This is a genomic window from Endozoicomonas sp. ALB091 (assembly GCF_049310265.1).
Lineage (GTDB): Bacteria > Pseudomonadota > Gammaproteobacteria > Pseudomonadales > Endozoicomonadaceae > Endozoicomonas.
Window position 1 is genome coordinate 502224 of record NZ_JBLYNQ010000006.1, and the last position, 12599, is coordinate 514822.

A 12599-nucleotide genomic window follows, 5' to 3' on the forward strand; every position below is an offset into this window, starting at 1 on the left:
CATGAGTGACGGCCAGATTCCTTTAAAAGACACCACCGGCAGCAAGGCTCCCGGCGGGAACGGTCTGCTGCAAAGCATTTTTCGCAATAGCCTGGGCCTTGGCCTGTTTGCCGTATTTACCGTAGGCCTGATTTCCGTGACCTGGATCATGACTCAGGAACAAATAGAGACACAGGTTCGAGCCTATGAAGCCAAAGCATTGATGGAGATTCTACCGGCCGATACTCACGACAATGTGCTGGTAGATTCCAAAATTGTTCTGGAACCATCCCCCCTGCTTTCCAGCCAGGATCAACGTGACGCCTATGTTGCCCTGAGTGATGGGGCGGTCTCTGCCGTTATTTTGCCGGTCACCGCACCTGACGGGTATAGCGGGCGAATTGAGCTTTTGGTGGGCATCAACCGCAATGGTACGCTGGCAGGCGTCAGGGCCATCACCCACAAAGAGACACCCGGGCTTGGCGACAAGATCAACAGCAATGTCACCGATTGGATTCTCGGGTTTGCCGGCAAATCCCTGGGCAACCCCTTTAGCGAAGGCTGGGGAGTGAAAAAAGACGGTGGTGAGTTTGACCAGTTTACCGGTGCCACAATAACGCCAAGAGCGGTTGTTGCCGCGGTGTACCGCGCACTGCAATACTTTGAGGCAAACCGCAAGCGATTGCTGGACCCACTCGCCGGTGTCCGCGAGGAGATTCAATATGACAAATGACACTGTGGCGAACAAGAGCACTGCTGGCAGCCAGGCCGCAAAGATTGCCCTGGACGGTCTCTGGAAAAACAATCCGGCACTGGTCCAGCTGTTGGGCCTGTGCCCTCTGCTGGGGGTTTCCAGCAGTGTCGTCAATGCGCTTGGTCTGGGCATAGCCACCATGCTGGTGGTGATGGGCTCCAACGTTGCCGTCTCCCTGATACGACACCAGGTAACCGATGCCATTCGCCTGCCCGTATTTGTGATGATTATTGCTTCTTTCACCACCTGTATCGAACTGCTGATGCAGGCTTATACCTACGAACTCTATCGGATACTGGGTATTTTTATTCCGTTGATTGTCACCAACTGCATCATCCTGGGCCGGGCCGATGCCTTTGCCTCCCGAAACCCGGTGCTGCCTGCCGCTTTTGATGGCTTGATGATGGGTACGGGCTTTGCTGTGATTCTGGTATTGCTGGGGGCACTGCGGGAGCTGATTGGCCAGGGCACGCTGTTCTCCGGCATGGACCTGCTGCTGGGCTCCATTGCCGCTGACTGGACCATTACGGTGATTGCCAACTATAAACAGTTCCTGTTTGCCATTCTTCCCCCGGGTGCCTTTGTCTTTATGGGCTTTTTGATTGCCATTAAAAATATTATTGATCGTCGCCTGGAAGAAAGAAGGAAAAGCCTGCAACCAGTAACTGCAAAAGTAAGCAAACGGGTCAGGGTTACCGGTAATGTTTGAATATTCTTAACGCCGACACAGGAACTTATTCTCTGATTTCCTGTCTATTGAATCAGAATTGGTAAACCTTTTTTGATTTGCCAGACAGGCCCCCATTAAACCAGAGGAAATTCTGTAATGTTATCTGTTCAATCGACTCCCCCGCCCTTGCAATCAACACCAACAGGCAATGAAAAAGCGGTTAAAGACGTGGAGGTGAGCAGATCAACTCAGCCTGTTGAACTGACACAACTCCAGAAATGCATCCTGGACAACCAGCGCTTTATCCTCGATACAGTAAATCTGGTTAAAGTTATGAACAAAGTCTTTGGAAAAAAGGAACCAGACGCCTCGCTACGAATGCCAGACAATTTCGATGCACTGCCGGAGCCAAAAAAGTACGAAAGTCTGATTAAGCTTGTCAGGCAACTTGACGTCTATTTCCACCAAAGCCCTATTCTCAGGGAAGAGCAGGGAAAAATAGTGGAGCGCTGGAATGCCATAGAGCAAACTGAAGTCATTGAAAACCTGAGTGACGCTGCCAAAAATGAGCTACGGTCAGCACTTAAGCCCTTAAGGACTGCTGACTCAGAGCCCCTTGAGTTTACTGATCAATCAGTTCTTCTTTTTCCGGGAGCGGCTATCCCTAGAATGCACCTTCGTCCTAATTTCGCTATTGCACAAAACAGCGACAATAAACTGCCCGGACTGCTGCTCTGTAACGGTTCTTCAAGGACTTTGGGCGACGTCGACGAGCTTCAGGATGTTGCTAGCAATGATCGTCTGTATAAGCGCATGGGTGAGCTGGTTAAAGAGTTTAAAACTACCCTGGGATCCACTGCCACAGAAACTCACGCCCAAATGGCTCTTATGGACATGCTCCGTATGGCTGACCAGAAAAGCGATCAGAAAAGTGAGGAGATAAGCGAGGAGATAAGTGAGGAGAAAAGCGACCAGAAAAGTCAGCAGACATGCTTTCTGAACAAACAAACCATCTATGTAACTTATACCGGAAAAGTTCAATTCTTTCAGCAATCTCTCCAGGAAGATGGCAAATACACGCTCAACCTCAATGAGAAAAATATCATCACTGGCAGAGCAAACACCGAAGGAACGATAGTGTCTGCCTTAAATGCCCTGGAACTACTGCCTGGAGCCACTCCCGGAGACATCGTTCTGGTCAGCAACCAGCCCCATATACGTGCCCAGCAAATTGCCACAGAACGCGTGGTTGCCAATAGAGGGTACAACAATGACTACTCTCCAATAACCATCCGTGCCTGTGGTGACGAGTGTTCGCTGACAAGCTCTAAAGATTTGTTCCTTGCCATCGACTCAACCAGAAAGGCAATCCAGTTGTTAAATCCGGAATATCATGTGACAACTAATTGGGTTAAAGCCCCGGAATGGAAGCTGTTTGAATCCAGGAAAGCCGGTGAATGGCAGCTCTATAAGCCTGAGCTACCGCCACTGGAACTGTTGGTTTAGGCTTTCTTCGCAGGGTGGCTTGCTGATGTTATGCCAACCTGCGAACGTCCCTAGGAGGCTGTCCGAGAATAGCGCCCGTAGCGAGGATGGCAGAAAATTGAGGATAAAAAGTCGGAAATTTTTAGTGAATAGTGGTTCTATTTGCTAAAAATTTCCGACTTTTTAGACCAATTTGCTGCCACCGCAGTAGGGCAGTCTATTCTCGGACAGCCTCCTAGGAGCCTGTCGGACTTAAGCGTCAGAAATTGAGGATAAAAATTTCTGCTTCTGAGGAGAATAGCGGGGCTATTTGACGAAAAAGCAGGAATTTTTAGACCAATTTATCGCAACCACAGTAGGACAGTCTTAAGTCCGACAGGCTCCTAAAAATCCACATCAAGATGATAGCTGTCAATCAATTGCTGAATTTGATTATCCAGTTTTTTCTGATGATTTATAAAGGCACCCTGCCTATTCTGATGCTCTGTTAACAGGCCATCACTATCAGCATAAAAGGCTTCTGCCCTGGTTAATCCGTTATACAGAGGATGATATTCACGACTTGCCCGTTCAGCAGAAAAATAGAACGCATAGGTTTGCGATACCAGAATCGAGCCTCTATCCATAACCCGGGCGGTGATAACAACTTCTGTATCGGTATCTGAAATCGGGTTTATGGTTCTTGGTCGAATCATTGTCAGGGGTTCCATTTTTAAATGAGCAAGCTGATCTGAATAGACAGAACCAAATTCCTTTATCTCCCACAACTGGTCGATATCCCCTCCCTCAGAGTACACGGTCCCCCTGCCATTCGACCGGGTTCGAACATCAACATCAAGCTCAATCATGTTGAAGGCATTGGTTGGCGCCCTCACGTTTGCACCGGATTTTTTCAATGAAACTGACAGCTGTTTTTCCAGATATCGGGCAACACCTGAAGCGGCATGTTTTTTATCAACATAAACGGAATCTGATCCAAGACGTCCTCTGGCGATGAGGCTTTCGGCAAGCTGGTTGGCAATAACATTCCAATATTGAGTAAATGGAACAGGCTCATATTCCGGTGAGGATACTGCCAGCAACCTGGTTGAAGGAAATAGTCCACCGATCATTAATAAACCTGTAACCACTGACAGGTATAACTGCTTATTAAACACGATACATCCCTATACTGCTTTTTTATTTCAATGTAGCATGTGCAACCTTATTCGTGTTCAGGTTGCCTGAACCACTGCTCTGAACAAAGTCAGAAATCCGGCATGACAAAATAAGAGCCTGATTTATCAGCCCGATAAAACTGGAAATAATGATAAACCTCAATCGATTATTGACAGAATTCGCTATAGAATCCCCCTCTTTTGTCCAGAACAGGGGTAATGACCTGAATGGATAACCCGTTTTTGGGTGGTTTCTGCGCCACCCCCCAGCCATCTCATGAATAAAAGACGATGCTTAACCAGATATTGCCAGTTTTTTTATCTGGCCTGATCATGCTTTCCGGCTTTGTCCAGGCCAACGCCACAGCTCCTGCTGTCCCATCAGTGGCGGAGCCAGACGCTGAGTTCACCCTATCTGAAGAGCGCTCCCCATGGGCAATAACCCTGTTCGATGACAATCCTCAGGAGAATCAGGCACGTCTCTGGTCCCAGACAAAACTCATGTTCGGTCTGGGCGTTGGTGTGATTGGAGCCCTGGCCGTTATGCCGGAGTCCTTTACCAACTGGGATAAGTCTGACATGAAACAGTTCCACAAAAAGTGGTGGGATAATGTCAGTTCAGGCCCGGTGATGGATGAAGATGACTTTTTCCTTAACTACGTAACACACCCTTACTTCGGTGGTGTTTACTACATCGTTGCACGGGAGTCTGGTTACAACCAGTGGAACTCCTTTGTCTACTCCTTCCTGATGTCCACCTTCTACTGGGAGTACGGTATCGAAGCCATCGCTGAAGTGCCTTCCATTCAGGATATTATCGTAACGCCCATTGGTGGCTGGCTATACGGCGAATGGGCTTACCAGAAGAAGCGCTCGATTGTCGACAATGATGGCCTGGTATGGGGCTCTGCCGGCCTGGGCTCCACGGCACTGTTTTTCCTGGATCCGGTCGACAGTATTGACCAGTGGATCAATGGTGACCGTGAACAGCCCGTTATGGAAGACTTTGATATCCGTCTGACATTTGCTCCAACCTTTTATCAGGTAGAGAATCAGGATGAAAACCGGAACTATTTCGGTCTGGTTATGACATTCCGGATCTAACCCTTTCATGATCAGAAACAGGGCATTCCAGCCCTGTTTTGCATTAAAATAAGCACAAACTGATTTTTATACTTTTTACTGGTCAAAGGATGAACAAGGAAAAGCGCACACAGATTTTTACCCGGTTTCGGGACGCTAACCCCAACCCAACGACCGAGCTAAACTACAGTACACCTTTTGAACTGCTTGTCGCGGTGATACTGTCTGCCCAGGCCACCGATGTAGGGGTCAACAAAGCCACCGATAAACTTTACCCGGTTGCCAATACCCCTGAGGCAATACTTGCCCTGGGTGTTGATGGCCTGAAGGAGTACATCAAAACCATCGGGTTATTCAATGCCAAGGCAGAAAACGTTATCAAAACCTGTCAGATGCTGATGGATAAACACAATAGCGTGGTACCCGATAACCGGAAAGATCTTGAAGCACTTCCCGGCGTTGGAAGAAAAACGGCTAACGTCGTTTTAAATACCGCCTTTCATCAGCCCACCATGGCGGTGGACACCCATATTTTCCGGGTATCCAACCGAACAGGCATTGCCCCCGGCAAGGATGTTCTGGAAGTGGAAAAACGGCTGGTCAGGCTGGTTCCCAAAGAGTTTCTGATGGATGCCCACCACTGGCTGATCCTCCATGGCCGTTATGTGTGTAAAGCAAGAAAGCCACAATGTGGTAGCTGCATTATTGAAGACCTTTGTGAATTCAAGCAGAAAACGTCTTAGTCTGACTCACTTTAAACAGGGAAATATCCGCTCATGGCATTCCACTATGGCGTAATAGAAGGGCTGTATGATCAGGAAAACCAGTGGTCCTGGGAGTCCAGGAATGCCTATGCCAGTTTCTGTGCAAGGAAAGGTTTCAATTTCTATATCTACGCACCAAAGAATGATCCTTATCTGCGCGAACAATGGGATCAGCCCTGGCCAGAGCAGGATTTCCACCACCTGAACACACTGGGTTTGTCGCTCAAACAAAACAATGTGCGTTTTGGTATCGGACTCACGCCGTTTAATGTACGGGAACTGAACCAGAAAAGTCGCCAACAGCTGAAACAGAAAATCGCCAGCATCAATCAACTGAATCCACAGATTCTCTGCATTCTCTTTGATGATTTCAGTAACAACATTGATGACCTGGCAAAAACCCAGGCTGACATTGCCGAATTTATCGCCGCAGAAAGCACCGCGACCCAATTTATTGTCGCAGGCACCTACTACTCAAAAGACCCGTTATTGCAGAGAGTCTACGGCACAATGCCCAAAGGCTACTGGTCTGATCTGGGCCAATGCCTGGACCCACAGTTTGATATTTTCTGGACAGGCGACCACGTTATTTCCCTTGGCTACGACCAGTCAGGCTTGCAGGAAATGACGGACCACTTCCAACGCAAACCGTTCCTCTGGGACAACTACCCGGTCAATGATACCGAATGGCTGAAACACCGGCTCAGACTCTATACCTTCACCGGCCGCCCATGGCAAATCAGCGACTGGTGTCGTGGCCATGCCGTCAACCCGATGATCCAGCCCTGGCTATCGATGATATCGCTGGCCACTCTGGCTGACCTATACCAGCAGCAAGACCGGTTTGATGGCCATGCCAGCTTCAGGAAGGCAGTGGTTGATCTTTGCGGTCAAGCGCTGGCATCGGCCATTGAAGACAACCTGCTCTATTTTACCGAAGAAGGCACGTTGAACTTTTCCGATTTCACCCGCAAACGCCTGGAAAACACCTTTTCGGCGTTTCAGTCCGACACAGAGCAGCCTTACGTCCGGGAAATTCTCACATGGTTGCAGTCCGGTGAAAAATGCTAGACTGCATTGCAATTGCTGCCAACTATCCGATTTCTTTCCAGAACAATAAATGACCGATTCCCTGACTATGACCTCCAAAACCCTGCAACTGGCCATGGACCTGATCAGCCGCGCTTCCGTCACTCCTGAAGATGCGGGCTGCCAGGAACTGATGATCAGCCGACTTGAGCCACTGGGCTTCAAGGTTGAGCGACTCCGCTTCGGTGAGGTCGATAATATCTGGCTGCGCAGAGGCGACCAGAGCCCGGTGCTCGCCTTTGCCGGACATACCGATGTGGTGCCCACCGGCCCGAAAGGGAAGTGGGACAACCCTCCGTTTCAGCCAGACATCATCGACGGCATGCTGCACGGCCGTGGAGCCGCCGACATGAAAGGCAGCCTTGCCGCCATGGTCACCGCCTGCGAAGACTTTCTGGCAGAACACGCTGACCATAAAGGGTCCATTGCCTTTCTGATTACCAGCGATGAAGAAGGCCCCGCCAAAAACGGTACGGTAAAAGTGGTTGAGCACCTTGAGGCTCGAAACGAGAAAATCGACTGGTGCCTGATTGGCGAGCCATCCAGCACCAACCAGGTGGGAGATGTGGTGAAAAATGGCCGCCGTGGCTCACTCCATGGCCACCTTACGGTCAAAGGTATTCAAGGACATGTCGCCTATCCTCACCTGGCCAGAAACCCGGTACATCAAGTAGCCCCGGCCATTGCCGATCTGACCGGCGAAGTCTGGGATGAAGGCAATGAATTCTTTCCGCCCACCAGCCTCCAGATCTGGCAAATTCAGGCCGGTACCGGTGCCAGCAATATCATTCCCGGCGAGTGCCAGGTGAATTTCAACTTCCGGTTTTCTTCAGAGGTCACGGCTGAGCAGCTTCAGGAAAGAGTCACCGCGATTCTGGACCATCATCAGCTGGAGTACGATATTGACTGGTACCTGAGCGGTCAGCCGTTTTTAACCCACCCTGGGGCCCTGGTCAATGCCGTTCAGCAAGCGATACGGGACGTTACCGGCATGGAGGTGGAGCTATCAACCTCCGGCGGTACCTCCGATGGTCGTTTCATCGCGCCTACTGGTGCCCAGGTGGTAGAGCTTGGCCCGGTTAATGCCACCATCCATAAAGTGAATGAGTGCGTTAACGCGGAAGATCTTGATACCCTGCAGGAAATCTATACGGGTATACTTAAGCATTTGCTAGCTGAAAAGTGACGTTTCTCCAATGAGCAGTCTTGATCCATCAAAAGCTGACGCAACCGAAGTCGACGACATTGAAGTGTATGCCAGCGGTCTCTCCCTGGAGGCTATTACCGACTGGCTGAACGATACCTTTGATACCGTTGTGACAGTGAACAGCGGCAAAGTGGTGCATGATATGGAAGTCACCCGCCTGGACAACACCATTCCGGTGATGATTGTTGAAAACGCTGTTGGCAAAGCCTGGACCAGCATCTGGTTTAAAACCACGGGCACCCCCTGGCAGGATGACACCCAATGCGCAAGAAGCCTTCAGGCCTATGGTCAATGCCGGGTTCGCTGTAACTCCGGCCCCTGGCAGGAAGGAGCTGATATGGATGAATGGTGGCAACTGGATGAACACGGCCAGGAAAAGCTGATCAAGTGGCCTAACGCTTCATAACCGGAAAGCAGCCTGGGAGCCTGTCCGAGAATAGGCTGCCCTACTGCGGTGGCAGCAAATTGGTCTAAAAATTCCGTTTTGTTCGGCAAATAGCCCCGCTATTCACCTCACAAAACGAAATTTTTATCCTCAATTTACTGCTATCCTCGCTACGGGCGCTATTCTCGGACAGGCTCCTAGCTGCTTTTTCAGGGGAGAAAACAGGATAACCGTCTACTGAGCCATACTATCAAACGGAGAGTGGTTCCTGACACCGAAGCTCCGTAACTTTTGCGCAACACCACGTAATCAGGCTAGAATGCCCGATTAACTCATCAGCGACTTGAGAGCTACCATTGAATCTCAAGCCATGAGGCCTGTACCGGTTTACCGGTACCAGTCTTCTGACGTTTCTTATCTCCTTTACTGACGGATGCAGGCCAAGAGCCAGTTCCATGCTGAAGCCCATTACCCTGAATCGCTATGTTTTTCATAGCCTGAGAAAACTCCTCTCCACGTGGGTGCGTACCACGGTTGAAAACAACAACCCTGAAGCTTTGCACCTGCAGACCGGAAAACCGGTGGTCTATGTTATGCACCAGCGCTCCCTGACGGACCTGATGGTGCTGGAAGGTGAGTGCATAAAAGCAGGTCTGCCCCGCCCTTACAACCCCATTGTCGCTGACCAGCCACAGAGCAAAGCGCATTTTTTTCTTAGCCAGCACGAAGGCCTGATTCTCCAGAGAGAACGGCCAGAGCCCCCGGAACTGCTGGAAGCGCTGGTCAGGCAGGTTGAAGCAAAGCATCAGGATGTCCAGCTCGTTCCCGTTACCATTATCTGGGGACGCTCACCGGAAAAAGAACAGTCCGCCTTTAAACTGCTGTTTGACTGGAACTTCAGCCTTGGCGGACGTTTCCGGAAGTTTCTGGCAACCCTGCTGCACGGCCGACAGACCATGGTGTCTTTCAGCCCTGCCTTATCACTGCAGGAAATCATGGGTGACAGTAACAACCATGCCCGCAGTGTGCGCAAGGTCAACCGGATTCTCCGGGTGCATTTCCGCCAGAAAAAAGCATCGGTTCTGGGGCCGGATCTCTCCCACCGTCGTATGCTGGTCAACAGCCTGATTCATACGCCCAGGATTCAGAAAGCCATTGCAGCAGAAGCTGCGGCTCAGGAAATCACTCTGGTAGAAGCCGAAGCAAAAGCCCGGAAGTATGCCAATGAAATCGCTTCTGACTTCTCCATGCCCGTGATCCGCTTCCTGGATATTATCCTGACCTGGTTCTGGAACAAGCTATACAGCGGCGTAAAAATCAATCATGTCGAGCCCCTGAAGGCGCTGGCACATAGCCATACGATTGTTTATGTGCCCTGCCATCGAAGCCATATCGATTACCTGCTACTGTCGTACGTTCTGTACTATGAAGGTCTGCCACCGCCCCATATTGCTGCGGGCATTAACCTGAATATGCCGTTGGTTGGCACCATTCTGCGCAAGGGCGGTGCCTTTTTCATGCGCAGAACGTTCCGTGGCAACCCGCTTTACAGCATGGTCTTCCATGAATACATGTACACACTGACCAGTAAAGGCTTTGCTACCGAGTATTTCATTGAAGGCGGCCGCTCAAGAACCGGCCGCACCCTGACACCAAAAACCGGCATGCTCTCCATTACCGTCCGCAGTTTCCTGCGTGACCATCGCAAGCCGCTGGCGTTTGTTCCGGTCTATATCGGTTATGAAAAACTGTTGGAAATGGCCAGCTACCTGGGCGAACTCCGGGGTAAAGCCAAGAAAAGTGAGTCACCTCTGGATATAGTTCGCACACTGGCGGCCCTGAGAAATGAGTTTGGCAAGGCGTGGATCACTTTTGGGGAACCACTGGACCTGGGCTCCTTCCTGAATTCACAGGTACCCAACTGGAAAGAAAGCTCAGGTGCCAATGACAAACCGGCATGGCTGGAAAAAACCACCTCAAACCTGGGCGATACGCTGGCTGGCAGAATCAATGCGGCAGCGGTCATCAATCCGGTCAACCTGGTCGCCATTGCCCTGCTTTCCTCACCCAGGCATGCACTGGGTGAAGAGGAGCTGATTCGCCAGCTGGATGGCTATACACGTCTACTGTCCATGGTTCCCTACAGTGACCGGACAGCAATGACCGATCTGGATGCCCGCAGCATGATTCACTATGTGGAAAACCTGCAGCTGATCCAGAGAAAGACCGATGCGCTGGGCGATATCATCAGCATGGATGAGAAAACAGCCATTGCCATGACCTATTATCGCAACAATGTGCTGCATATTTTTGCCATCCCGTCCCTGATCAGCTGTTTCTTTGTGAACTGTGCCAGCATCACCAGAAAAGAGATTCTGCGCATCAGTGCGGTTCTCTACCCTTACCTGCAGGCAGAACTGTTCCTGCAATGGACGCAACACGAAGCGCTGGCCGTGGTGCAAAAATGGCTGGATTGTCTGGTTGCAGAAGGACTGATTACCCATGGTCAGGATGATGATGGCGAAGCGTGTTATTTCCAGCCGGACCCTGCCACCGCCGAATACATCATGTTGAATGTTTTCTCACGCTCCATTGTCCAGACACTGGAACGCTTCTATATGGTGATCAGCCTGCTCCTGCGCAATGGCAGTGGCAATATTGAAGCAGAAGCCCTGGAACATCAGAGTGGGGTGCTGGCACAGCGCCTGTCGATCATTCATGGTCTTAATGCGCCGGAGTTTTTTGATAAATCACTGTTCCGTGGCTTTATTGCCCAGATGCGCTATCACGGTGTATTGGAGATCACGCAAACCAATAAACTGGTGTTTGGCGATGATATTCAGAAAGTGGCTGATCAGGCGCACACCTTGTTAACCACTGAAATACGACACAGTATCAACCAGACCAGTCGATACGGAGTCAGTAACGGTCCGGGGGAAAAATCCACACCCTGAACAGCGGGTAAAACGCACGATAACCGTGGTCACACCATGACCACGGTTATCATTAGATCTGATTACCCGGAAAATGCCTTCAGGGCATAGATATCATAGCGGCAGGCTTTCCCTTCCAGCCGGTAGGTGGGAGCCTGGCCATTAAGATCCGGTGCCAGCCTTGGCCTTTTCACAACAACGCGATACCGTGCAAGATCCAGTGCCGGTTGCAGCAACTGATCCGCATCCGGATCATCCCCCAGCAGATCCTGAAACAGCCGCATCTCTTTTTTGACCAAGGCCGACTTTTCCCGGTGAGGAAACATCGGATCCAGATAAACAACATCGTATTTATTATCTGAAGCCCTCATCAGCTCAATGGCATTACCAGGCAAAAGCGACATTTGTTGTGCAATGGGCGCAACATCACTATCGCCAAGTGCCCGGCGCAACCCATCTGCCAAAAGGGCTGCCACCACCGGCGACCGTTCAATCAGGGTGACATTGCACCCCAGGCTGGCCAGCACAAACGCATCCCGCCCCAATCCCCCGGTTGCATCGAGCACCGATGGTTTGACGCCTTTATTCAAACCCACGGCCTTGGCGATATCCTGCCCTTTGCCACCACCAAACTTGCGTCGATGCCCTGCCTTGCCACCGACAAAATCAACGACAATCGGCTTCTCTTTCGATCCGGCACGCTGAACCGCCAGCTCTCCGGATGCATCAAAAGCCACCAAAGCGCCTTCATCAACGTCTTTAAGACGGTGACTAAAGGCTGTATTCAGCTGTGCGGCAAGGCTTTCAAGCAAAGCCTGAATGGCAGGGTGATCAGAAGCAAGAAGAAATAGCGGGGTAGACATCTGTGCAAAAGAAATAAGCCATGGGTGGCAGAATCTAACACCTCCAGAGCAGCCGTTGCAATCTACGCACATCAGCGATAGGTTCCGGGAGCCTGTTCAGGTTCACTCAGTCATAGGTTTTTACCGCTATTTCATACAGCAACGATGGATTTCCCATAACCTTGTTGCTATCTTCCGCAGCTTCATTTTCATCAACCTGATGACTGGGGGTGTAGCGACTCCGTTGAGTC

11 protein-coding genes are annotated in these 12599 nt (G+C 50.6%); 9 read left to right on the top strand and 2 right to left on the bottom strand.

What is annotated here, in order from left to right:
• Position 1: 1 nt before the first annotated feature.
• The 3 genes from rsxG (at position 2) to ACO6UX_RS09235 (ending at position 2909) form a co-directional block, all read left to right on the top strand.
• Entirely contained in the window at positions 2 to 712 is a 711-nt protein-coding gene (gene rsxG / locus ACO6UX_RS09225; RefSeq protein WP_422446928.1) for an electron transport complex subunit RsxG, read from the top strand.
• Positions 702 to 1442, top strand: coding sequence for an electron transport complex subunit E (locus ACO6UX_RS09230; RefSeq protein ID WP_422446930.1), 741 nt, complete (start codon positions 702 to 704; stop codon positions 1440 to 1442). Before rsxG ends, ACO6UX_RS09230 begins: the two co-directional genes overlap by 11 nt.
• Positions 1443 to 1559: 117 nt before the next feature.
• Positions 1560 to 2909, top strand: a complete 1350-nt coding sequence (locus ACO6UX_RS09235) for a hypothetical protein (RefSeq protein WP_422446932.1) — start codon at positions 1560 to 1562, stop codon at positions 2907 to 2909.
• A gap of 362 nt (positions 2910 to 3271) precedes the next feature.
• Here the strand turns inward: ACO6UX_RS09235 and ACO6UX_RS09240 are convergent, their stop codons facing one another.
• Positions 3272 to 4000, bottom strand: coding sequence for a hypothetical protein (locus tag ACO6UX_RS09240; RefSeq protein WP_422446934.1), 729 nt, complete (start codon positions 3998 to 4000; stop codon positions 3272 to 3274).
• 336 nt (positions 4001 to 4336) lie between these two features.
• Here ACO6UX_RS09240 and ACO6UX_RS09245 point away from each other — a divergent pair, with 336 nt between their 5' ends.
• The 6 genes from ACO6UX_RS09245 (at position 4337) to plsB (ending at position 11527) form a co-directional block, all read left to right on the top strand.
• Entirely contained in the window at positions 4337 to 5149 is an 813-nt protein-coding gene (locus ACO6UX_RS09245; protein WP_422446936.1) for a DUF3943 domain-containing protein, read from the top strand.
• 89 nt (positions 5150 to 5238) lie between these two features.
• Entirely contained in the window at positions 5239 to 5871 is a 633-nt protein-coding gene (gene nth, locus ACO6UX_RS09250; RefSeq protein ID WP_422446938.1) for an endonuclease III, read from the top strand.
• A gap of 33 nt (positions 5872 to 5904) precedes the next feature.
• On the top strand, positions 5905 to 6963 hold the full coding sequence (locus tag ACO6UX_RS09255; protein WP_422446940.1) for a beta-N-acetylglucosaminidase domain-containing protein: 1059 nt from the start codon (positions 5905 to 5907) through the stop codon (positions 6961 to 6963).
• 49 nt (positions 6964 to 7012) lie between these two features.
• A complete protein-coding gene (gene dapE, locus ACO6UX_RS09260) occupies positions 7013 to 8167 on the top strand; it encodes a succinyl-diaminopimelate desuccinylase (RefSeq protein ID WP_422446942.1) in 1155 nt (384 codons plus the stop codon).
• Positions 8168 to 8177: 10 nt separating this feature from the next.
• A complete protein-coding gene (locus ACO6UX_RS09265; RefSeq protein WP_422446944.1) occupies positions 8178 to 8594 on the top strand; it encodes a hypothetical protein in 417 nt (138 codons plus the stop codon).
• A 434-nt stretch (positions 8595 to 9028) separates the two neighbouring features.
• Positions 9029 to 11527 carry a glycerol-3-phosphate 1-O-acyltransferase PlsB gene (plsB, locus tag ACO6UX_RS09270; protein ID WP_422446946.1) on the top strand — a complete coding sequence of 833 codons (2499 nt, stop codon included), beginning with the start codon at positions 9029 to 9031 and terminating at the stop codon, positions 11525 to 11527.
• Positions 11528 to 11589: 62 nt separating this feature from the next.
• On the opposite strand, the gene ACO6UX_RS09275 is transcribed toward plsB, so the two are convergent.
• On the bottom strand, positions 11590 to 12369 hold the full coding sequence (locus tag ACO6UX_RS09275; protein WP_422446948.1) for a class I SAM-dependent methyltransferase: 780 nt from the start codon (positions 12367 to 12369) through the stop codon (positions 11590 to 11592).
• Positions 12370 to 12599: the final 230 nt, after the last annotated feature.

What these genes read in the sequence shown, in the direction of transcription:
- plsB (WP_422446946.1), top strand. Translation starts at nt 9,029, where the DNA reads ATGCTGAAGCCCATTACCCTGAATCGCTATGTTTTTCATAGCCTGAGA.
- rsxG (WP_422446928.1), top strand. Translation starts at nt 2, where the DNA reads ATGAGTGACGGCCAGATTCCTTTAAAAGACACCACCGGCAGCAAGGCT.
- dapE (WP_422446942.1), top strand. Translation starts at nt 7,013, where the DNA reads ATGACCGATTCCCTGACTATGACCTCCAAAACCCTGCAACTGGCCATG.
- ACO6UX_RS09245 (WP_422446936.1), top strand. Translation starts at nt 4,337, where the DNA reads ATGCTTAACCAGATATTGCCAGTTTTTTTATCTGGCCTGATCATGCTT.
- ACO6UX_RS09265 (WP_422446944.1), top strand. Translation starts at nt 8,178, where the DNA reads ATGAGCAGTCTTGATCCATCAAAAGCTGACGCAACCGAAGTCGACGAC.
- nth (WP_422446938.1), top strand. Translation starts at nt 5,239, where the DNA reads ATGAACAAGGAAAAGCGCACACAGATTTTTACCCGGTTTCGGGACGCT.
- ACO6UX_RS09275 (WP_422446948.1), bottom strand. Translation starts at nt 12,369, where the DNA reads ATGTCTACCCCGCTATTTCTTCTTGCTTCTGATCACCCTGCCATTCAG.
- ACO6UX_RS09235 (WP_422446932.1), top strand. Translation starts at nt 1,560, where the DNA reads ATGTTATCTGTTCAATCGACTCCCCCGCCCTTGCAATCAACACCAACA.
- ACO6UX_RS09240 (WP_422446934.1), bottom strand. Translation starts at nt 4,000, where the DNA reads ATGATCGGTGGACTATTTCCTTCAACCAGGTTGCTGGCAGTATCCTCA.
- ACO6UX_RS09230 (WP_422446930.1), top strand. Translation starts at nt 702, where the DNA reads ATGACAAATGACACTGTGGCGAACAAGAGCACTGCTGGCAGCCAGGCC.
- ACO6UX_RS09255 (WP_422446940.1), top strand. Translation starts at nt 5,905, where the DNA reads ATGGCATTCCACTATGGCGTAATAGAAGGGCTGTATGATCAGGAAAAC.